This window comes from Streptomyces malachitofuscus, assembly GCF_055571035.1.
In genome coordinates, this window is sequence record NZ_JBVIGA010000016.1 from 115,376 (window position 1) to 135,541 (window position 20,166).

Consider the following 20,166-nt stretch of genomic DNA (forward strand, 5'->3'; position numbering starts at 1 on the left):
GGCCCCGCGTTCATCGGGCGGTCAGCTGCCCTGCAGGGTCACGTCGTCGATGACGAAGCTGGTCTGCAGATTCGCGTCCTCGGTGGAGGTGAAGCCCACCGTGACCCGCTGGCCGGCGTAGGCGCTCAGGTCGAGCGACTGCCGGACGTAGCCGCTGCTCGCGTCCGCGTTGGACTTGGTGCTGATCGTGGAGCCGTTGACCTGTACCCGCAGGAAGTCGTACGGGGTACTGGTGCGTTCGGCCGTGTCGGTGTGCAGGAAGTACTCCAGCTTCACCGTGTCACAGCCGTCGGGGACGGTCACGGACTGGCTGATCGTCTCGCTGCTGGTCCTTCCATAGCCGCCCAGCCAGCTGTAGCGGCTGCCGGTGTGCGGGGACTGGCCGTCGAACGACCCGATGGTCCGGGTGTCGCCGGCCCACGGCGACGTGCCGTCCTCGAAGCCGCCGTTGCCGATCTTCTGGCCGGTGTCGCAGTCACCGCCGCCGCCCTTCACGGTCAGCGTGTATGTCGTGGTGTGCGTGGCCGACGTACCCGTACCGGTGACGGTGAGGGTGTAGGTGCCGGGGACCGTGGACGCCGTGGTGGCGAGCCTCATGGTGGCCTGCTCGCCCGAGGTGACGGACGACGGGGCGAACTCCACCGTGACGCCGGCGGGCGGGTTCGGCGCCGACAGCCGCACGGTCTGCGCCGAGCCGTTGGTGGTGGCGGTGGAGACGGTGGTCTTGATGTCCCCGCCCGGCTCGACGCTGCCCGAGGCGGGCGAGACGGCGAGGGAGAAGTCGTCCGCCGGTGCCTCGTCGCCGACGGCCTGCTCCCATAGGGTGTAGGCGATGCCGTCGGAGGCGCGGTTGAGGCCGGTCAGGTTGATGTTGCTGATGGTGTCGCAGGAGGCGTGGTAGCAGGGGTCGTACGCCCGGCCCGCCGTGCCGCCCCACTTGGCCGCCTGCGCCGAGGTCTTGCGGGCGCCCGCACCCATGGCGTAGCCGGAGGTGGCGATGGAGTACCGCTCGAAGGAGTAGTCGTCACTGCGTCCGGCACCCTCGGTGTTCTCCTCGGGCGCGAGGTCCAGCGAGGCCCAGTACTCCTTCATCGGTGCCGCGGCCGCCGAGTTGATGTGGTTGATGAAGTAGCCGCCGTTGGTCGAGGCGACCATGTCGAAGTTGTAGTACGCCTTGATCTTCGCGCGCTCGCCGGACGACAGCGAACGGACGTAGAAGTCGGACCCGTTGAGCCCTTGCTCCTCGTCGGTCCACCAGGCGAAACGCACCCGGCTCAGCATGGTCGGGTTCTGCCGCGCCAGTTCCAGGGCGTTCTCGAGCAGTGCCGCCGAGCCGGAGCCGTTGTCGTTCATGCCGGGACCTGCGGACACGCCGTCCAGGTGGGCGCCGAACATGTAGACGCTGTCAGCATCGCCCTTGGGCCACTCGGCGATCACGTTGGGACCTGAGCCGCTCGTGCAACCGGACGTGCAGGGCTGCTCGGTGACGGTGAAGCCGGCGGCCTGGAGCTTGCCCTTGACGTAGGCGACGGACTGGTCGTAACCGGTGCCGGTCGAGCGCCGGTTTCCGCCGTTGCGCTCGGCGATGGCCTGGAACTCCTGCAGGTGCGCCTTCACCTTGTTCACGTCGATGTCGGGGGCGTCCCCGCCGGGGTTGCCTCCGCCGCCGATGGTGAGGGTGTACTGCGCGGTGTGGTCGGCCGCGGTGCCGTCACCCTTGATGGTGAGGGTGTACGTGCCCTGCGCGACGGAATCGGCGACGGTCACCTTCATGGTCGCGCTGTTGCCGGCGGTCACCGATGCCGGGTCGAAGGAGACCGAAACACCGGCCGGGGCCCCCGTCGCGGAGAGCGCGACGGTCTGGGCGCTGCCGCTGGTGACGGTCGTGGAGACCGTCGCCGTGGCCGACTGACCCGGCTCGACGCTGCCCGAGGACGGGGTGACCGCCATGGAGAAGTCGGAAGCCGGAGTGCCGGTGCAGGTCGGGTCCGCGGACTGGGCGGGAACACTGATCGCGTCCCATGCGGCCTTCGTCTTGTTGAAGAGGCTGCAGGTGGGGTCGAGGTTCTTGGCGGCGGTCAGTGTCGCCGTACGGTAGCGCTTGTGGGTCATGCCGCTGGTCTTCAGCAGCATGCCGCCGTAGAAGATCTTGCCGGCGTTCTGGATGCCGATCCCGGTCAGGGTGGAGTTGTTGCAGGTGGGGCTGTTCGGTTTGCCGTTACCGGGGTTGGTGCCCTCGGCGAGCAGGTAGAACCAGTGGTTCAGCGGGCCGGCGGCCGCGTGGACCTCGGTGTCCGGAATCGAGGACGAGTAGCAGTTGGGGTCCCGGAGCTTGGACGGGTCGTACATGTACCGGATGGGCCCGTTGCCGACGAGGTCGATCGTCTCGCCGACCTCGTAGTCGCCGGGTGTGTCGTACGGCTCCGGCTGGTTGGCGTACGCCTCGGTAAGAGCGCCGAAGATGTCGCCGGTGGCCTCACCGAGACCGCTCTCGTTGCGCGCGCCGCCCGGGGTGAACTGGTCGATGCCGTGCCCGTATTCGTGGCCGACCACGTCCATCGAGCCGATCCACTCGTTCGCCTCGTTGTGGCCGATCGCGACGCTGGAGCCGTTCCAGTAGGCGTTGACCTGGTTCAGGCCGACCTTGGTCGGCCAGGTGCCGCCGTTGCCGTTGTGACCGTCGCGGCCGAGCCAGTCGCGGAGCATGTCCGACTGCTTCTGCGCGGCGTACATCACGTCGACGCAGCCGGTCTCCCTGCTGCTCGCGTCGCCGTTGCCCCAGTTGTCGTCGGGGCCGGTGAAGACGGCTCCGCCGCTGTAGTTGGCGCAGCTCAGTCCAGGGCGTGTCGGGTCGCTGAGCCGGTACTGGCCACCGGACTGGCTGGTGTCGATGGACAGCGGATTGGGACCGTTCCACTCGCTGTGGCCGCTGCCGGCGCGTACGTCGTCGTAGGAGTCGATGACCTTGCCGTCGCGGGCGTCGACGAAGACGTGCAGCCGGCTGGGGCGCTTGTCGGCGGTGGTGCCGGTGACAACGGTCTCCCAGGCGAGCCGTGCTGTGTCACCGCGCACCGTCACGACGAGCCGCTGCGACTCGGTCTTGTCGGCCTGTTTCAGTTTCGCGCGGCTGGTGCGCGCCGCGGCGTCGGCCTTGATCTTGGCCTCGGTGTCGATGGATATCTTGACGTCGCTCGCGGCGCGCACGGCCCGTACGTCGCCCTTGCCGTCGGCCAGGACGACGGCGTCGCCGCCGACCACGGGCAGGCCGCGGTAGGTCTTTTCGTACGCGATGGAGTAGAGCCCCTTGACCCAGGGGGTGACCATGGTGCGGTCGTAGCGCTCGTCCGGTCCCTTGGCGAGTGCGTCGAATCCGCTGGCGGTGACTTTGTCGGCGGCGGCGATGGCGCGGTCGACGGGTTTCGGTTCGGCGGCGGAGGCCGCCGAACCGGCGTTTCCGGCGGCGGCCTGGGCGGTGGAGACGGTGGGCAGTGCGACGGTGCCCAGGGCCACGGCCAGGGAGAGGCCGGCCACGGCGAGTCTTCGTTTCACGAGTGCTCCTCGGAAGGTGGGGGTCGCGCGTCGTGTACGTCGAACACCCGGGCAGGAGCACGGTGAGGCAGGGCCGCCGGCGAGTGGGGCAGTCACGGACCTGCCACCCAGATCGCCATGCTCATGCCCGGGCGGCCAGAACACTCACATCACGAAGTCCAGGGGTCAACGGAGTTCACCGGCGTGACGGACAGCTGTCAAACAGTGGCAAACGAGGACCGATATGCGGTCCGGCGGGCGCTCACTCCCCGGCCGACTCCTGTGCCACCCGCATCCGGTCCCGCACGTCGCGCACCTCGCGCACTCCACCCCATCCGCCGGACAACCGACGCCACACGCCCTCCAGTTCGTGCGCGATGGTCCGGCGCCGGGCCGACACCGCCTGCTCCACCACCGGACCCACCACCTCCAGCGCCGCGTCCAGCTCCCCGGCGCAGGCATGGCAGTCCGCGAGTCGCAGGGTCAGCAGCAGCTTCGTCGGCAGCATCCCGTCCGGCACCTGTTCCAGGGCCCGTTCGGCGGATTCGGCCGCGCTGCGCGCCGTGGCCCGGTCGCCCGTCACCACCGCGAGGTCCCGCAGCCCGCCGGAGACGGCCGATTCGACGCGCAGCTCTCCCTGACCGTCCGCCAGCCAGGGGGCTTCCGCCAGATCGCGCCCGCCCAGCCGGTCGAGGCCCCGCCGGCTGAGCGCGGCCTGCCGTCTGCTCCCCACGCCGTCGCCCATCACCGCGTAACCACGCGCCTGGTACATGTGCGACAGCGTCACGATCCACCCCCGGCTGCCGTCGAGCCCCGCCACGGCCTGGGCGTAGCCGAGCGAGGAGGCGGGGTCCCCTTCGAGCCGTGCCAGGGTGCACAGGTCGGTCGTCAGGGTCGCCCGTACGGTGAGGTCCCCGCCCGCCTCCGCCCAGTGCAGCCCGTGGACGGTCCATGCCGTCGCCAGTGCTCCCTGCCCGCGCTGCATCCGCAGCCGTCCGGCGAGCTGGGCGTACCGGGCCGCGATCCGCAGCAGGGCCAGGGGCGGGCGCCCCGCCGCGTCGGCCCCCCGGGCCCAGCCGACCAGCGAGCGCAGCACCTGCTCGACGGTGCCGAGCATGGTGGTCGAGGTGGAGTGCAGCGCGGTGCGCTCGCACACGTCCAGGAGCGCGAGGACCAGGTGGACCGTCTCCGGCTCGGCCGTGGCCGGCGCCGCGGCCTCGCGGGCCGCCCGCAACCGCCGCGGTAATCGCTTCACCTCGTCCGCCGGTGGTACGGCACAGGTGGTCGCCCCGTGCAACGGGCAGGTGCCGGGCGCGAGCCGGGCCGGCCAGTCACCGGGCGGGCGGGCAGGCGCGAACGGCCGCGCCGCGCCGTCCCCCGGAAGCGGCGCGAAGAAGCCGGCGGCCAGCGGGGCGGACGGCGGACGCGGCAAGCGGGCGGCGGACGCGGCAAGCGGGGAAAGCGCGCCATGGGCGCCGAGCACCCGCTCCAGGCTCTCCACCACCCCGGCGGACGGCTCACGGACGCCGCTCTCCCACTTGCTGATCACGCTGTGGTCATAACCGACCCGATGGCCGAGCTGCCGCTGCGTCAGCCCCGCCCTGTGGCGGTAGTACCGGAGCTGTTCCCCGAACTGCGCCCAGGGGGCCGCCTGTCCGACTTCCCCACCACGTGCCCTGCTCAGGCCACCAGATCTATTGGCACTTGCGTCATCGACGGACATGGCCACTCCTGTCACGGTGATCCGGCCGACGCGGACCGGGCAGCGATGTTAGAGGCCGAGGGGCGCGGTGGCACGGTCTTCGCAGACATGGCCGATGGTGGGCCCGTGTCCGGCAACCGCCCCCCGATCGCACGGAGTCGCCCCATTCACTGTCGTACGGCGCTGTTACCTTGACGAGCATGAAGACGCCCGGCGCACGGAGGGTCGGACAGTACGGCGGAAGCGTCTCGGTTCAAGCCCTCGAGGGGGAAGGAGACGGCCGGTTGGCCCATGACACCGCGAAGCACGTGGTACCGGCGGGGGCGCTGCTCCTGACCGGTCGGCGCCGACGCACCATGGGCGTGGTGTGCGACGTCGCTCTCGCGCTGGTGGTCGTGATGGCGGCGAGCCAGTACAGCACCTTCCCCGACCTGGTTCTGGGAGGGGTGATGGCCCTGTGTCTGCTGGCCCGGCGCCGACTGCCCGGTGCGGTGCTCTCGGCCGTCCTGGCCCTCGCTGCGGCCCAGTTCGCCCTGCATGACCTGCTCGGTGTGGCCTCGGCGCCCGCCGCGTACGACGTCGCCGTGCTGTTCGCGATGATGTCGGTCGTCCACCACTCCCGCACCGTCTGGATGCCGTACGCGGCGGGCGCGGCGGTGCTGCTGGCCTCGGCGACCGGACTGGTGGGGTTGCCGGGCGCCGGCATCGAGCCGTTCCTGCATTCCGCCGAGGATCTGCTGCTCTTCTGGGGGGTGACGATCGCGGTCTGGCTGATGGCGTTCTCACTGCAGGCACGGCGGCTGTACGCCGAGAGCCAGGCGGCCCGCGCCGGACAGGCCGAGCGGGAGCGCGAGCATCTGGTCCGGATCGCCGCGGCCGAGGAGCGGGCCGAGATCGCCCGTGAACTGCACGACGTCGTGGCGCACAGCCTGGCCGTGATGACCCTGCAGGCCGACGGCGCCGGGTACGCGCTGCGCACCTCGCCGGACACGGCGGCGGCCGCACTCAAGGCGATCGCCTCGACCGGGCGGGACGCGATCGAGGACATGCACCGCATCGTCCGGGTACTGCGCGGCGGTGATCCGGACTCCGCGGACACGGGCTCCGGCCGGCGGACCATCACCCTCGACGAGATCCGCACGACCGTCGAACGCGCCCGGACGGCCGGGCTGTCGGTGGACCTGTCGGTCGAGGTCGGCGAAGGGCGTCTGACGGCGGCGGAGCAGCTGACCGCCTTCCGGATCGTCCAGGAATGTCTCACCAACGTGCTTCGTCATGCCGGAGCCGGCGCTGAGGTCGGGATCCGGCTGAGAGAGGATCGGGGCACACTGCTGATCACGGTGGTGGACGACGGGGCGGGCAGACTCGCCGGTGGCGCAAGCGGAGGCGGGGACGCAGGCGGTCGCCCGGGCTCCGGGGGCAACGGACTCGTGGGGATGCGGGAGCGGGTGGAGATCGCCGGTGGCAGCTTCACGGCCGGCCCCCGGATCGGCAGCGGATGGCAGGTATGTGCTCGGATCCCGACAAGGAAGAGTGATGACGCAGGCAAGCGGGCCGATCCGGGTGGTCGTCGTTGACGACCAGCCCTTGATCAGAGCCGGATTCTCCATGGTGCTGACCGCCCAGGACGACATCGAGGTCGTCGGTGAGGCGGAGAACGGGGCGGACGCCCTGGATCTGTTGCGGAGAGCCGGGGCGGATGTCGTCATCATGGACATCCGGATGCCGGTCATGGACGGAATTCAGGCCACGGAGCAGCTCATGCTGCGGGACGACCCGCCCCGGGTCCTGGTGCTGACCACCTTCGACAACGACGACGACGCGTTCGCGGCACTGCGGGCGGGGGCCAGTGGCTTCCTGCTGAAGAACGCCCCCGCGGCGGACGTCGTGGGCGCCATCCGCACCGTGGCCGCCGGGGAGTCGGTGGTGGCTCCGCGCATCACCCGGCTGCTCCTCGACCGGGTCGCCCGCCAACTGGGTCCGTCAACGGCCCAGAGCGAACGGCTGCGCGTCCTCACCGCCCGCGAACGGGACGTCCTCGCCCTGGTCGCACGCGGACTGTCCAACACCGAGGTCGCGGCGGACCTCCATGTCGCGCAGGCCACCGTGAAGTCGCACCTGGGCAACATCATGGCGAAACTGCACCTGCGCGACAGGGCTCAGGCCGTCGTGTTCGCCTACGAGTCGGGGCTCGTCCATCCCTCCTCATGAGACACCCTGCCGGGTCCTGAGTCAGAATTCTGCTCAGACGTGCTGGGGTGAGCGGCGGCACGCACAGGGCGGCCGACGGCCGGGTTGCTCCTGTCGGATGCGGAACGGGACGCGCTGGAGGCAGGGGCGCGGCGGCGGTCCACGCGGCAGGCATCGACGCTGCGCTGCGCAGCCGGGTCATCCCGGCATGCGCGATGCCGCTTCGGGCTCGGGGGCCGCGGCGTCGCCGACCCGCTTCGGCAGTCCTTGCCACGGGCGGAAGCGGTCGCTGACCTGCACCGCGCCCGGGGCGCCGACGGCAATGCCCTGACGGTGGATCAGCGAGCCGTCCCGGCGACCGCCTCGACATCGGGGTGTGTTCTCAGCCGGGTGGCCGGTCGCTCGGCGTCGCGACCGGCCCACAGCTCGATCGGCAGCCGGGTGTCGGCATCCACCAGCAGGGTGCCGTAGACGTCCGCGTACAGCGCGGAGTCGCCCACGCCCAACAGCCGCGAGGTCGCTGTCGGCGGAAGGGTCAAGCGCATCAGGGCCTTGACCCCTTGATCGGTGATCTCGCCTTCCAGGACGGACTCCAGGCAGCCGCTTGGTCATCTGTTGCAGCAGCCCGCCCTCGCCGGTTAGCTGCTGGTCCTCGCCCTGGGCCCGGCTCGCCGACTCGTCGACCAGCTGGTCGTCCACGGCCTTCGCCGACACAGCTGCCGACTCGACAGCGTCCTTCTCGGCCACATTCTCACCGTCATCGATGCATCCTCCATGATCGGGAGTTACACCGAACGAACGCTCCACAGTCCCCCCCGAGGTGCAGAAGCGGCACCGGGTCTGCCCCCAGGGGTGCAGGCGATGCCCCGGCCGGCGGGGCAGATCCGCCGTGTGCGGATTCGGGTCGGTGGCCGATGTGCGCAAGGGCTGAGGACATCAGGATTCTCACTGTCGCCGTCCGGCGGCCGAGACCTTATGGAGGACATGGTGGATACCTCGCCCGCTGCGACGGCCCGCAGGCGGAACCGGACCGTCATCAGCGCGGTGGCCGCGGCCCTCGCCGCGGCACTGGTCGCCGGCGCGGGCTACTGGTGGTACGAGCGGAGCCTGCCCAGCCAGGCGTCCGCCGCGGACTGCCGGCTGGCCCAGCGGATCGCCACCGAGGCACGGAAGATCGCCTCGGGCCCGGTGGCGGAAGCCGAGACCTGGGCACGGAAGATCGCCACCGAGCGCCGCAGCAAGATGAAGGACGGTTACCTCGGCTTCAGAGTCTCCCAGTACGAAGGCTGGGCGCTCCTGACCGCCCGGAAGTCCGCCGACGCACCGTCCGCCCAGGACGTGGGCGAGTTCCAGGACAAGGCGCGGGAACACTGCGCGCAATCCGGCGTCACCGTTTCCATGCAACCGCTCGGCTCCTGACGCACCGACACGAGGACCATCACCCATGAACGCGCACACCGGCGCCCTCACCGAATCGGCTGCCCCCGGCGCGTCCTCGGCACGCGGGCACACACCGGACGACGTCATCACCGCCTCCGCCGTCGTCAAGACCTACGGCCGGGGCACCGCCGAGGTCCGGGCCCTGGACGGGGTGTCCGCCGGAATCCCACGCGCCCGGTTCACCGCCGTCGTCGGCCCGTCCGGATCGGGCAAGTCGACCCTCATGCACTGCATGGCCGGGCTCGACACCGTCACCTCCGGAAGCATCGTCCTGGACGGAGTGGAGATCACCGGGATGTCCGACCGGGCACTGACCCGGCTGCGCCGGGAGCGCATCGGCTTCGTCTTCCAGTCCTTCAACCTGCTACCCCAGTTGACCGCATACGAGAACATCGTGCTGCCCGTCACCATGGCCGGCGGGCGCCCGGACCGGGAGCTGGTCGACCATCTCGTGGCAGTCCTCGGGCTCACGGGCCGCTTGTCGCACCGTCCGGCCGAACTGTCCGGCGGACAGCAGCAGCGGGTGGCCGTGGCCCGGGCACTCGTGGCCCGCCCTGCCGTCGTGTTCGCCGACGAGCCCACCGGCAACCTCGACTCCCGGGCCGGTGCCGAAGTCCTGTCGTTCCTGCGGCGGTCCGTCGACGACCTCGGCCAGTCGGTCGTGATGGTCACCCACGATCCCGCCGCCGCGCGGTACGCGGACCGGGTGCTGACGCTCGCGGACGGCTCCGTCGTGGACTTCGCCGCCCCGGACGCGGCTCCCGCTGCCGGCCCCCTCCCGGACAGGAGCCGTCGATGAGGACCCCGTGGCGCGCCACCGTCCTGGGCTCCCAGATCACCGAGCTGCTCCGCCGGCCCGGACGGTCCGTGGCGACCGGACTCTCCCTGCTGATCGCGGCGTTCGTCGTCTTCGGAGCCGTCATGGCCCAGCAGATCCTGTCCGCGACCGTCATCGAACGGTTCCGCGGAACGCCCGACGCGGTGTCGCTGGTGGTCACGTCGGAAGCCGAGAACGGTATCGACGACGCCGGGCTCCGTGCGATCCGGAACCTGCCGTCCGTCGCCGAGGCCGTCGCCCGGGTCCAGGACGGTGCCCCGCTGGGCGGCAGCGCCGTCGAACGCTATGTGCGTCTTTCCGCCGACCCGGGCACAGGTCCGCTGTCGACGGTCCGCCTGGTCAAGGGCTCCTACCCCGACGGTCCCGGCCGGTTCGCCGTCAACGAGGAGGCGGCGCGGGACTACGGTCTCGCACCGGGGGCTCCGCTGACCCTGCTGTACCCCGATCCCCGCGACCCCGACCGCACCCGGCCGGTGACGGCCGAGGTCAGCGGCGTCGTGCGCGGAACGACCACCGACGCGGGGCAGCCGACGGCATACACCACCGGACCCCGACTCGTCCGTCTTCTGAACCTGCCGGGCTATGCCCGGGTCGACGTCCGTACCGACTCGGGCGATGCGTCCCCCGACGTCGCGGAGCAGATCCGGCAGGAGTTGCCCGGAGCGGAGGTGCGGCCGGCGGACGAGGTGCGTGACCAGGAGGCCCGTGAGGCGGTGGCGGAAGCCCGTGATCTGCTGGACCTGGTCTCGGTCTTCCTCCCCGTCGCCATCGGCGCGGCCGTTCTCGTCGCCACCTCCACCTTCCGCATCGTCTTCGCACGACGCGTACGCCAGCTGGCGCTGCTGCGCGCCATCGGGGCGACCTCGCGACGGCTGGCCGCCGCGCTCGTCGCCGAGGGAGCGGCGGTCGGGCTGCTCGCCGGCACGGCCGGGGTGCTGACGGCCTGGGGCTGCGGTCGGCTCGTTCCCGCGGTGGCCGAACGGTTCGGGCATGATCTGTCCGCCTCTGCCTCCTTCCCCTGGGTACCGGCCGCCCTGACCGTTGTCGGCACCGGTCTGCTGGCGGTCCTGGCCGTGCTGGCCCCGTCCCTGACCGCCTCGCGGGTCTCTCCCCTGCATGCCCTGCGGATCGCCTCGTCCGGTGACAGCAGACCGGCCGTCAGGACCGGGCGGGTCGTGACGGGGCTGCTGTGCGCCGCCGGGGCCGTGTCCCTGGCACGGCGCCAGTACACCGGTCTGCCGGAGCCTGGGGCCAGCGACTACGACCGGTTCGCCGCCTTGTCCGTGGTGGCGCTCTCGGGCGGGCTGGCCTTTCTGGCCCTGATCGCCCTCGGTCCGTACCTGGTCCGTCCCGTTCTGTCGGCGGTGGCCGTGCCGTTGCGCCGTCTCGGCGCGGTCGGCCGTCTCGCGGTCGCGGGAGTCGGGGGCGCGCCGGCCAGAGCGGCCGCTGTCTCGGTCGTCGTGGCCCTGGGCGTCTGTCTGATCGGCACCACCTTGACCTGCCTCGCCTCGTTGGACGCCTACGACCGCTACCAGCGGGCGGTCTCGGCGGCGGCGGACTTCTCGCTGACCGACAGAGAAGGCGAACCACTGTCGCCGACGCTGGTCACCGCCCTCGAGTCGCGCCCCGAGCTGACCGGAGTGACCGCCTTCCGGACGGCAGAGTCCTCCGAGGGCCGTTCCACCGTCTCGGTCGCCGACCTCGCCCCCGACGCCGTACGCTCCGGTGGAGCACTGACCGCCCGTACGGGATCCCTCGACCGGCTGGGGCCTTCCCGGGTCGTCGTCGACGCCGGCTACGCCCACGATCTCGGTGTGCGGGCGGGCGACCGGGTGACCCTCACGATCGAGGGACACGCAGTCGACTTCACCGTCGCGGCGACGCTGCCGGGAGCCGGGCCCTACGGCGCGCAGGTTCTCATGACCGCCGGGGACCTCACCCGGATGGGAGTGGATGCTGCCCCGACCGATGTCATCGCCAACGCCGCGGAGGGGGGCGCCCAGGGGCGGGCGCGCGCGGAGCGGGCCCTCACCGAGGTGGTGGACAGCCCCGAGGGCGGCGGCCGGATCATCGCCGAAGGGCTGGGCGGGCCGGAGGGCGGGGCGGAGGACCTGCGGACGGTGGCCACGACAGTGATCATGTTGCTGGGGCTGACCGTCGTCGTCGCGGTCGTCGGAGTCGCGACGACGGCGAGCCTCACCGTCGTCGAACGCAAGCGTGAGTTCGGCCTGTTGCGGGCCCTCGGACTCGGCGCGGCGGCTGTGCACCGCACGGTCACCCTGGAGTGCGCGCTCCACGGAGTGCTGGGTGGAATCCTCGGTCTGGCCCTCGGACTGCCTTACGCCTGGCTGGTGGTGCGTGTCGCCGAGGTGAGCGCCCCGTTCAGTGTGCCCGTCGGGCAGCTCACGGCGGTCCTCGCCGGCCTCGTCGTGCTGACCGCCGGAGCGGGGATGCTGCCGGCACGCCGGGCATCGCGCACCTCCCCGGTCACCGCCGTCGCCCACGCCGAGTAGGCGCTGTCCGGGCGATCATGGGACGGCCCGGGCCCGCGTCCTGCCACTGGACGGTGACCTGGCCGCCGCCGAGCCGAAGAGGCTCCGCCATCGGCTGCCGAACGTCGTCACCCGCCTCATCCGAGTCAGCGCCGCCGCCTGCGCGTGCATATGTCCAAGCCCTGAGCGCTACGGCCCGCTTGCAAGCGTTGCCCGGTGTCGTCCGTGCCACAACGCCATCGGCTCGTTCACGGGTTCGGTCAGCACGAGTGGCCGGCGGCGGAACCGAGCAGCCGTCCGTGTGTGCTCACGGGTGGCGACTACTCGAAGGCGTCCGCGGCAGAAGATCGAGGCGGGCCGCGACGGGGAGATGGTCGCTCGCCGTCGCGGGCAGGGTCCATGCCGAGGTGGCCTTCGCACCCTTCACAAAGATCTGGTCGATGCGCACCACCGGAAATCGCGACGGCCAGGTAAAACCGAATCCGTCACCGGCCGTCGTCTGGGCCGAGGCGAAGTGCCGGGTGAGCGGGCGCATCGCGCGATCGTCGGCCGACCCGTTGAAATCACCCAGTACGACCACGTTCTGGGCGCTTTCGTGGCGAAGCTCGGCCGTCAGCCGACCGAGTGCCTCGTTACGTGCGCGCGTGGTGAACCCTGCGGAGTTGACGCGAACTGAGGGGAGGTGCACGACGTAGGCAGCCAGAGAGCCCTCGGGGGTCTCCACTGTGGCGCGCATCGCGCGTGTCCACGGCACGATGGGCAGGGCGTGCACGTCACTCAGGGGGTGGATACTCCAGAGGCCCACCGTCTCCTTGAAGTAGTGGTACGGGTAGGCGGACGCCAGCGCGCGCTCGTAGGCGGACGCCGTGCGAGGAGTCAGTTCCTCCAGTGCCAGAACGTCTGCCTTCGAGGCGAGCAACTGCCTTACCGTGCCCTCTGGGTCGGGATTCACCTGGTTGACGTTGTGACTCGCTATGGTGAGGTCCCCCCCGGGCGAGGACTTGTCGGCGAGCGTGCTGCCGAAGAGGGTGCCCCACACGGTGACCGGCAGTACCAGTGACAGTGCTGCCAGCGGAGATCTGCGGACCAGCGCCGGGACGATCAGTGCCGGGATCGCGAGGACCGTCCAGGGCAACACGGTCTCGACCAGGCTGCCCAGATGTCCCGGGCTGTTGGGGATCCGGCCGGGGACCGAAACGACCAGCGCGAGAAGGACGGCGAGGCAGGCCGTCAGTGTTCCCTTGCGCGCCGGCCGGAGCGACAGGCGCAGTCCGAGTGGCCGGGACGGGGGCTGTGACGGCGCCCGGGCGGCTTGCGCCGTGCGCGTCGCCGATGCCGTGCTGTTCGCCTGTTCCCGTCCCCGGCCCTCGCGGGCGTCCACGCTGTTGCCTGTGGAGGGCGTCGTCATCGTCGCTCAGCCCTCCGACCGCGAGGAGCCCAGTCGGCCGCGCAGTGCGTCGATCAGTGCCCGGCTGTTGTCGAGAGCGGTCCGCAGGCCCTCTCCGGCGGTGGTGTTCGCCCGCTGGTGCAGCACGGCTCCCAGCATGAGACGGTCCTTGTCGCCGATGCGCACCTCGGAGGCCCACAGGAGGTTGCCGCCCGCCGGGGTGCTGGAGCCGGTTTTGAGGCCGATGACCCCCGATGTGCCCAGCAGGGAGTTGGTGTTCCGCACGGGGCCCACGCCGGGGACGGTGACATTCCTGCTTGCCACGATGTCACGGAAGACAGGGTTCTTCATCACCTGTCGTGCCAGGTTCAGTTGGTCGGCCGCCGTGCTCCGTGTCGTCTCCTCGATTCCGCTGGCCCCGGTATACGTCGAGTGGTCCATGCCCAGTTTCCGGGCGGCACTCTGCATCTTCTTGACGAAGGCTTCCTGTGTGCCGGAGTCCCAGCGGGCCAGCAGGCGGGCGATGTTGTTGCCGGAGGGAATCAACAGCAACTCCAGCATGTGCCGCTGGGAGAACGCGTCTCCGGGCCGGACCGGAACCGTCGACTCACCGCCAACGCCCACCTCGTGCGCGGCCTGCTGATCCACCTCGATGAGCGGGCCCTGCTCATCCGGCCGTAGCGGGTGTTCGGTGAGGATGACGTGCGCGGTCATCACTTTGGCCAGACTCGCGATCGGAACCGGTTGACGATCGCCTCGCACACCCAGCGAGCCCTCTCCCTCGATCCTGACAGCGGTCTGGCCATCCTGCGGCCACGGGACTGCGGCATTCTCGACAACTTCCGCCAGGCTGCCGTCCCCGTGGATGTTCACGGCACCCTGACGGTCGTCATGCGGGGCGGACCCGGAGTCGTCATGTGTCAGAACAACGGTGGTGCCGAGTGCCACCGCGGAGAAGAGCGCGAGCACGCCGATCGTCGTGCGACAACGGTATACGAGGGACGGGAACATCGAGAACAACCTCCGTAGTCGCACGCACGACGGGTACGACAGCAAGGCTGCTCGGGCGGTTCGTCGGGACGACGGACGCGGGTGCGCCGTGAGGTCGCAGGAACGCATCGGTTCTGCATCACAGCGTGGGCGGGCCACTCCACGGCGGCTCCGGCCGAGCGCGCGGGAGGAACCGTGTGTCCGGTCACGCGCCTGACAGGCTGTCGCCGGGCAGGCGCACGACGGCCACCGCTCCTCCGTCCTCGGGGTGGTTGGTGAAGTCCAGGGCCGCTTTGATCACCTTGGCCTGGCCCAGGGCGATCGTCAGGCCCAGCCCGTGTCCGCGGCCCCGCTCCGCCACGCCGGTGCGGAATCGCTCCGGGCCGCGCGCGAGCAGATCGGGAGGGAAGCCGGCCCCGTGATCACGCACCCTGATCGTCCGGCCGGTGACGGTGATCTCCACGGGCGCGGCGCCATGACGGTGCGCGTTGACGACGAGATTGGCGAGGATGCGGTCCAATCGGCGCGGGTCCGTTTCCGCCACGACGTCGTCAACCACCGTCATGTCCACCGTCAGGCCGGTCCTCGCCACCGATTCCTCGACCAGCTCGGCCAGGACGACTGCCCTCGGCTGGAACTGCTCGGCGCCCGCATCGAGACGGGAGATCTCCATGAGGTCCTCGACCAGGTCCCGCAGCACGCGGACCCGGCCCCGTACCAGTTCCGTGGCCTCTCCCTCAGGAAGCAGGCCGGCCGAGGTGACCAGCCCCATCAGCGGAGTGCGCAGTTCGTGTGCGACGTCAGCGGTGAAGCGCTGCTCTGCGGTGATCCTCTCCTGCAGGCTGTCGGCCATGGAATCGACCGTGGCCGAGATGTCAGTGATCTCGTCACCACCGCGGCGTCCCATTCGGGTCCGCGCGTTCACATCGCCTTCGGTGATGCGGCGTGCCGTACGGGCCACCCGGCGCAGTCGCCTGGCGAACACTTCCGTCGCCAGAGCCGTCAGCGGGACCACGACGGCCAGGGTGGCCAGGGAGTACTTCCACAGGTGCCGGTCGAGGGCACGCCTGGTGAGCAGGTCCGCAGTCATATCGACGCGGGTCGCGTACAGCTGCCCGCCTTCCTTCCGCGCCGCCCAGAACACGGGTGCCGGCGGATCGTTCTCGTAAAGGGTTCCCTGGCCGTCACGCTCGACCTGCTGCCTCAGGGCTGCGGGGAGTTCACCGGGCGTGGCAAGCGGCGCAGGCTGACCCGAGTCCCGAGCCTCCTCCAGCTCCCGGTCCAGCGCCGCGACAGCCTTGACCGCACCCTCGTGCATCGATCTTCTCAGCGTTGAGGCGTGCACCAGCACGCCAACGGTGAGCGCCATCGCGGTGCAGGCCGTGGTCACCAAGATGGTGACCTTCCAGTGCAGGGAACGCAGGTTCAGCAGGGCACGCACAGTCGACATCGCTCGTTCTCTGGCTCAGCGCCGCAGCTTGTAGCCGAAACCGCGGACGGTCTCGATGCGGTCGGCTCCGATCTTCTTGCGCAGTCGCTGCACGCACAGGTCGACGACCCGCGAGTCCCCGTCCCAGCCGTAGTCCCATACGTCGCGCAGCAGGGTCTGGCGGCTGAGCACGATGCCGGGGTGCTCCGCGAATTGCAGCAGCAGACGCAGCTCGGTCGGGGCGAGCGCGAGTTTCTCGTCGTCCCGGTAGACCTCCAGCGCGGCTGGTTCGATGGTCAGGTTGCCGAAGACCAGCCTGCCGGCCTGTTCGCTCTGCTCCGTCGACACGAGCGCGGACCGGCGCAGCAGCGAACGGATGCGGGCCACCAGGACAGCGGTGTCCACGGGCTTGACGACGTAGTCGTCGGCGCCGGCTTCCAGTCCGGACACGACGTCGAGTGAGTCGCCGCGCGCGGACATCATCAAGATGGGAGCCGTGCTGCTCTCCCTGATGCGGCGGCACAGGCCGATACCGTCCAGCCCGGGCAGCATCACGTCGAGCAACAACAGATCGCAGGGACCTTCCCGGAAGCGTTCCAGTCCCGTCAGCCCGTCGGCGGCCACGGTCACGTGATATCCGTACCGCTCCAGGGCCATGGCCACGGACTTCCGGATCACCTCGTCGTCCTCGACGAGAAGGATCTTGGCAGGAGCAGAATCAGACATGGGCATCCATCGCAAGCATTACCGGTCGGTCCTTCATCATGCCCGTCCCCACAGTCGAACCGTGCACCGGACAATGCCAGGCCCGGTCACGACGGTGCGATGAGCAGGACCGATACACCGCTGACACGCAGCCGAGCGGCTTCGGACACATGGTGAGGCGCATCCGGCCGCACGACCCCGCCCGCCATGACGTCCGCTGTTCTCCAAGAGCGCCCCGTGCTCCTCGCACCCTTCGGTGGTGCCTGTCCTTGACGGCAGGCCGGTCACTGCCGCGGCAGGCACGCACGTGCGGCGGAAGGTGCCGCGGCACGGGAAGGTCCACCGAACGGGCAGCAGCGGGGGCACACCGAGCGTGCCGTCTCGCCCTTACCCACGGCTCGGTACCACCGGACGCGGCGGGCTTTCAACACAGCCCGGCAGTGGTGCGTAGTCAGGGTATGAGCACCTCTCACTCCGCGGCGCCGCCCCCGGATCCCGGCGGCCGCCGTGGCACCCCGGTGGGGCGGCGTGTACTGCTGGGCATGGTCGGACTCGGCGCCGTGGGCGTCGTCGCCGGCGGCCCGCTGCAGCGTCTGGTCTCCGACAGCATCGACACCGTTGCCGAGAAGGACCCGACCGGCCTGTCGAACCTGCTGCCGGGCAACCGTTTCCGCTACTACTCCGTCACCAGCTCCGTACCCGAACGCGACGAGACGAACTACCGCCTCACCGTCGACGGGCTCGTGGACAAGCCGATGACGTACAAGCTGTCCGACCTCGCGGGTCTTCCGCAGCACAGGATCGTCAAGGACGTGCAGTGCGTGACCGGCTGGCGGGTCCCGCAGACGCCCTTCGCGGGGGTACGCCTGTCCACCCTCCTCGACGCGGCGGGCGTGGCACCCGAGGGCAAGGCCATCCGGTTCACCTGCTTCGACGGGGTGTACACCGAGAGCCTGACGATGGAGCAGGCGCGCCGCCCGGACGTGATGGTCGCCACCAGCATGGAGGACAAGCCGATCACCCATGCGCACGGCGGCCCCGTGCGGCTCTACGTGGCGCCGATGTACTTCTACAAGTCCGCGAAGTGGCTGTCGGGCATCACCGTCACCGAGGACGTGAAGCCCGGCTACTGGGAAGAGCTCGGCTACGACGTGGACGCGTGGGTGGGCCGCTCGAACGGACGCAGCGATGCCCCCACGGTCTGACCGCGCGGCAGCCCGCGAGAACCCTTCCGGTACCGGCCAGCGGCTTCTCAGGTTCACGGCCGCGGTGCGCTGGGTCCATCACACCACCGCGGCGCTGGCCGGGGTGTGCGTCATCACCGCCGCATGCCTGTACGTGGGTCCCCTGGCCGAACTCGTCGGCCGTCGCAGGCTGGTGACCATCGTGCACGAATGGTCCGGTGTCGCGATGTTCCTGCCCGTGCTGCTGGGGCTGACGTCCCGGGCGCTGCGCTCGGACCTCACCCGGCTCAACCGGTTCGAGGACCACGACCGCCGCTGGCTGTGGGCGGCCGTGCGGCGGCGCCGCACCTCGGACATACCCTCGGGCAAGTTCAACGGTGGCCAGAAGGCCTACGCGGCGTGGACGGCGGGCGCCGGCCTCGTGATGCTGGGGACCGGGCTCATGCTCTGGTTCCCGCAGCTTTTCGCCCTGAGCCTGCGGACGGGGGCGACGTTCGTCCACGACTGGCTCGCCCTCGCGGTCGCGGTGGTCGTGGCCGCCCACATAGGAAAGGCGGTCGGTGACCCGGAGGCCCGCAGGGGCATGTGGAGCGGCACCGTGTCACGGGCGTGGGCGGACCGGGAACACCGCTTGTGGCGAGAGGAGTTGGAGGACCACTCCGCTCACTCCGGCTCCGACCGGTCGTCCGGCGTCCCGGAGGACTCCGTACGCCCGTAGGGCAGGTCACCGGCAAGGTAGCGGACCAGCATGCCGACGAGTGCACGTTCGAAGCGTTCGATGTCGACGCGTGCGGGTGCCGCCATCAGCTTGTGGGTGACGAGTTCCACGGTGGACGCGAGCAGTACGGCGGCCGTGTCGATGTCGTCGACGCGCACCTCGGGGTGCCGTGCGAGCAGCTCGCCGAACTGTGCGATCCGGCTCTCCTCGTGCCTGCTCACCTTCTCGACGAGGTCCGTGGAGCGTGGCGCCTCCTCGATCATGATGCGCAGCAGCTGGGGGTCGGCCCTGTGTGTCTCGATGGCCTCCCGCACGACCAGCCGCACGGCGGCTTCGAGGCTCCCGGCGGCCAGTGCCCGCTCGCTCTGCTCCGCGCTCGCCCTGGCTCCGTCGTCGATGTGCCGGACCAGCAACTCGGCGAGGATCGCATCCTTGTTCGGAAAGTACTGGTACAGCGAGCCGATGGAGATGCGGGCGGCTTCGGCGATCCGGTTGGTGGTACCGGCCGCATAACCGTGCTCGGCGAAAACGTGAGCAGCGGCGTCGAGGATGCGGCCCCGGGTGAGCTCTGCCCGGGCCTGCCGAGGCCTTCGACGTGGTTCGAGACGGCGGTTTCCCGATGCCAACGCGGTGCTCCCCGGATGCTCGAAAAGCGAGTGGCCAAAACGTGAGCCCTGACTCACAATAATGCCATGAGCTGGGAAGACAGCAATACAGTCAGGGACGTACGATGATTCCCCAGGTCCGTCGTCCGTCGTCTCGCACGATGATCACACTCGAGGTGCGTGGCAGCACCTTGCTCACACCGAACTTCGCACGGGTGACGCTGGGCGGTCCGGCCCTGAAGGACCTCGTCCTCGTCGGCTACGACCAGTCGGTCCGGCTGTTCTTCCCCCGTAAGGGGCAGAACGCCCTGCGCATGCCGACCCTCTCCAGCGAGGCGTGGATGGCCCAGATGATGATGACGCCCAAGTCCGCCAGGCCCTGGGTGCGCAATCTCACGATCCGCCGCTCCCGCCCCGCCGACGACGAGATCGACATCGAGTTCGCCCTGCACGACGACTTCCCCATGTCCACCTGGGCGCGCGGGGTGCGGCCCGGGGATCCGGCCGGCATCTTCGACATGGGGTACGCCTATCTCCCGCCGGCCGAGGCCGACTGGCAACTCCTGGTCGCGGACGAGAGCGCGGTGCCGGCCGTACTGGCGATTCTGGACCACGCGCCGTCCACCCTGACCGCGGAGGTCTTCCTGGAGGTTCCCACCGCCGCGGACATCCGGTCGTCGGAGATCACCGCTCGGGAGGGGGTCAGGGTTTACTGGATCAGCCGCGACGACCCGGAGGTCCGGCCCGGCACCCTGGTTCTGGACGCGGTGCGCACGGCGGAGCTGCCCCCGGGCCGCTTCTACACCTGGGCGGCAGGCGAGCACCGGCTGCCCACGACACTGCGCCGTCACCTTGTCGCCGAGCTCAATGCGGCGAAATCGGACATCGGATTCGCGGGCTACTGGCGTCAGGGCTGGTCCAGCCCCGGCTGATCGTCCGCGGGGCCCGCGCGGTCCAG

16 protein-coding genes and 1 pseudogene are annotated in these 20,166 nt (G+C 70.4%); 8 read left to right on the plus strand and 9 right to left on the minus strand.

All coding sequences use genetic code 11. From position 1 onward, the window contains the following. Positions 1-21: 21 nt before the first annotated feature. Together ACZ44S_RS23410 and ACZ44S_RS23415 are read right to left on the minus strand one after the other, a co-directional pair. Positions 22-3,549 carry a M28 family peptidase gene (locus ACZ44S_RS23410; RefSeq protein WP_466932059.1) on the minus strand — a complete coding sequence of 1,176 codons (3,528 nt, stop codon included), beginning with the start codon at positions 3,547-3,549 and terminating at the stop codon, positions 22-24. Positions 3,550-3,790: 241 nt separating this feature from the next. Next, entirely contained in the window at positions 3,791-5,251 is a 1,461-nt protein-coding gene (locus tag ACZ44S_RS23415) for a helix-turn-helix domain-containing protein (RefSeq protein WP_466932061.1), read from the minus strand. A gap of 263 nt (positions 5,252-5,514) precedes the next feature. On the opposite strand from ACZ44S_RS23415, the gene ACZ44S_RS23420 reads away from it, so the two are divergent. Next, a complete protein-coding gene (locus tag ACZ44S_RS23420; protein ID WP_466932063.1) occupies positions 5,515-6,807 on the plus strand; it encodes a sensor histidine kinase in 1,293 nt (430 codons plus the stop codon). After that, positions 6,767-7,441 carry a response regulator gene (locus ACZ44S_RS23425; protein ID WP_466932065.1) on the plus strand — a complete coding sequence of 225 codons (675 nt, stop codon included), beginning with the start codon at positions 6,767-6,769 and terminating at the stop codon, positions 7,439-7,441. Before ACZ44S_RS23420 ends, ACZ44S_RS23425 begins: the two co-directional genes overlap by 41 nt. Positions 7,442-7,758: 317 nt before the next feature. Here the strand turns inward: ACZ44S_RS23425 and ACZ44S_RS23430 are convergent, their stop codons facing one another. Together ACZ44S_RS23430 and ACZ44S_RS23435 are read right to left on the minus strand one after the other, a co-directional pair. Further along, positions 7,759-7,965, minus strand: coding sequence for a hypothetical protein (locus tag ACZ44S_RS23430; RefSeq protein ID WP_466932240.1), 207 nt, complete (start codon positions 7,963-7,965; stop codon positions 7,759-7,761). 18 nt (positions 7,966-7,983) lie between these two features. Next, positions 7,984-8,119: pseudogene (locus tag ACZ44S_RS23435) on the minus strand (IS256 family transposase); the annotation flags it as partial. A 285-nt stretch (positions 8,120-8,404) separates the two neighbouring features. Here ACZ44S_RS23435 and ACZ44S_RS23440 point away from each other — a divergent pair. From ACZ44S_RS23440 to ACZ44S_RS23450, 3 genes are read left to right on the plus strand one after another with little or no spacing between them, the layout of a single operon-like run. Beyond that, the gene (locus ACZ44S_RS23440; RefSeq protein ID WP_466932067.1) at positions 8,405-8,839 is read left to right on the plus strand and encodes a hypothetical protein; all 435 of its coding nucleotides are present in this window, start codon (positions 8,405-8,407) and stop codon (positions 8,837-8,839) included. Positions 8,840-8,864: 25 nt separating this feature from the next. Continuing rightward, positions 8,865-9,659: an ABC transporter ATP-binding protein gene (locus ACZ44S_RS23445; RefSeq protein ID WP_466932069.1), complete on the plus strand. Its 795-nt coding sequence runs from the start codon at positions 8,865-8,867 to the stop codon at positions 9,657-9,659. Then, on the plus strand, positions 9,656-12,211 hold the full coding sequence (locus tag ACZ44S_RS23450; protein ID WP_466932071.1) for an ABC transporter permease: 2,556 nt from the start codon (positions 9,656-9,658) through the stop codon (positions 12,209-12,211). The genes ACZ44S_RS23445 and ACZ44S_RS23450 overlap by 4 nt, the downstream gene beginning before the upstream one ends. Positions 12,212-12,497: 286 nt before the next feature. On the opposite strand, the gene ACZ44S_RS23455 is transcribed toward ACZ44S_RS23450, so the two are convergent. The 4 genes from ACZ44S_RS23455 to cseB all read right to left on the minus strand — a co-directional run bounded on the left by ACZ44S_RS23455 (position 12,498) and on the right by cseB (position 16,722). After that, the gene (locus ACZ44S_RS23455; RefSeq protein ID WP_466932072.1) at positions 12,498-13,598 is read right to left on the minus strand and encodes an endonuclease/exonuclease/phosphatase family protein; all 1,101 of its coding nucleotides are present in this window, start codon (positions 13,596-13,598) and stop codon (positions 12,498-12,500) included. Positions 13,599-13,604: 6 nt separating this feature from the next. After that, the gene (locus tag ACZ44S_RS23460) at positions 13,605-14,696 is read right to left on the minus strand and encodes a D-alanyl-D-alanine carboxypeptidase family protein (RefSeq protein WP_466932236.1); all 1,092 of its coding nucleotides are present in this window, start codon (positions 14,694-14,696) and stop codon (positions 13,605-13,607) included. 76 nt (positions 14,697-14,772) lie between these two features. Continuing rightward, positions 14,773-16,017, minus strand: coding sequence for an ATP-binding protein (locus tag ACZ44S_RS23465; RefSeq protein WP_466932074.1), 1,245 nt, complete (start codon positions 16,015-16,017; stop codon positions 14,773-14,775). A 15-nt stretch (positions 16,018-16,032) separates the two neighbouring features. Beyond that, complete coding sequence (gene cseB / locus ACZ44S_RS23470) at positions 16,033-16,722, minus strand: two-component system response regulator CseB (protein WP_466932076.1); 690 nt, start codon at positions 16,720-16,722, stop codon at positions 16,033-16,035. 437 nt (positions 16,723-17,159) lie between these two features. Between cseB and ACZ44S_RS23475 the strand changes: the two genes are divergently transcribed. Both ACZ44S_RS23475 and ACZ44S_RS23480 read left to right on the plus strand, forming a co-directional pair. Next, positions 17,160-17,906, plus strand: coding sequence for a molybdopterin-dependent oxidoreductase (locus ACZ44S_RS23475; protein WP_466932077.1), 747 nt, complete (start codon positions 17,160-17,162; stop codon positions 17,904-17,906). Then, on the plus strand, positions 17,890-18,603 hold the full coding sequence (locus tag ACZ44S_RS23480; RefSeq protein WP_466932078.1) for a cytochrome b/b6 domain-containing protein: 714 nt from the start codon (positions 17,890-17,892) through the stop codon (positions 18,601-18,603). Before ACZ44S_RS23475 ends, ACZ44S_RS23480 begins: the two co-directional genes overlap by 17 nt. Here the strand turns inward: ACZ44S_RS23480 and ACZ44S_RS23485 are convergent. After that, positions 18,549-19,229, minus strand: a complete 681-nt coding sequence (locus ACZ44S_RS23485; protein ID WP_466932080.1) for a TetR/AcrR family transcriptional regulator — start codon at positions 19,227-19,229, stop codon at positions 18,549-18,551. The genes ACZ44S_RS23480 and ACZ44S_RS23485 overlap by 55 nt on opposite strands. Before the next feature lie 140 nt (positions 19,230-19,369). On the opposite strand from ACZ44S_RS23485, the gene ACZ44S_RS23490 reads away from it, so the two are divergent. Beyond that, the gene (locus ACZ44S_RS23490) at positions 19,370-20,140 is read left to right on the plus strand and encodes a siderophore-interacting protein (protein WP_466932082.1); all 771 of its coding nucleotides are present in this window, start codon (positions 19,370-19,372) and stop codon (positions 20,138-20,140) included. Positions 20,141-20,166 lie beyond the last annotated feature (26 nt).

Bases quoted from the DNA above. Each gene is read 5' to 3' on its own strand.
- ACZ44S_RS23415 (WP_466932061.1), bottom strand. From the start codon at position 5,251: ATGTCCGTCGATGACGCAAGTGCCAATAGATCTGGTGGCCTGAGCAGG.
- ACZ44S_RS23425 (WP_466932065.1), top strand. From the start codon at position 6,767: ATGACGCAGGCAAGCGGGCCGATCCGGGTGGTCGTCGTTGACGACCAG.
- ACZ44S_RS23430 (WP_466932240.1), bottom strand. From the start codon at position 7,965: ATGCGCTTGACCCTTCCGCCGACAGCGACCTCGCGGCTGTTGGGCGTG.
- ACZ44S_RS23440 (WP_466932067.1), top strand. From the start codon at position 8,405: ATGGTGGATACCTCGCCCGCTGCGACGGCCCGCAGGCGGAACCGGACC.
- ACZ44S_RS23445 (WP_466932069.1), top strand. From the start codon at position 8,865: ATGAACGCGCACACCGGCGCCCTCACCGAATCGGCTGCCCCCGGCGCG.
- ACZ44S_RS23450 (WP_466932071.1), top strand. From the start codon at position 9,656: ATGAGGACCCCGTGGCGCGCCACCGTCCTGGGCTCCCAGATCACCGAG.
- ACZ44S_RS23455 (WP_466932072.1), bottom strand. From the start codon at position 13,598: ATGACGACGCCCTCCACAGGCAACAGCGTGGACGCCCGCGAGGGCCGG.
- ACZ44S_RS23460 (WP_466932236.1), bottom strand. From the start codon at position 14,696: ATGCGTTCCTGCGACCTCACGGCGCACCCGCGTCCGTCGTCCCGACGA.
- ACZ44S_RS23465 (WP_466932074.1), bottom strand. From the start codon at position 16,017: ATGTCGACTGTGCGTGCCCTGCTGAACCTGCGTTCCCTGCACTGGAAG.
- cseB (WP_466932076.1), bottom strand. From the start codon at position 16,722: ATGTCTGATTCTGCTCCTGCCAAGATCCTTCTCGTCGAGGACGACGAG.
- ACZ44S_RS23475 (WP_466932077.1), top strand. From the start codon at position 17,160: ATGAGCACCTCTCACTCCGCGGCGCCGCCCCCGGATCCCGGCGGCCGC.
- ACZ44S_RS23480 (WP_466932078.1), top strand. From the start codon at position 17,890: ATGCCCCCACGGTCTGACCGCGCGGCAGCCCGCGAGAACCCTTCCGGT.
- ACZ44S_RS23490 (WP_466932082.1), top strand. From the start codon at position 19,370: ATGATCACACTCGAGGTGCGTGGCAGCACCTTGCTCACACCGAACTTC.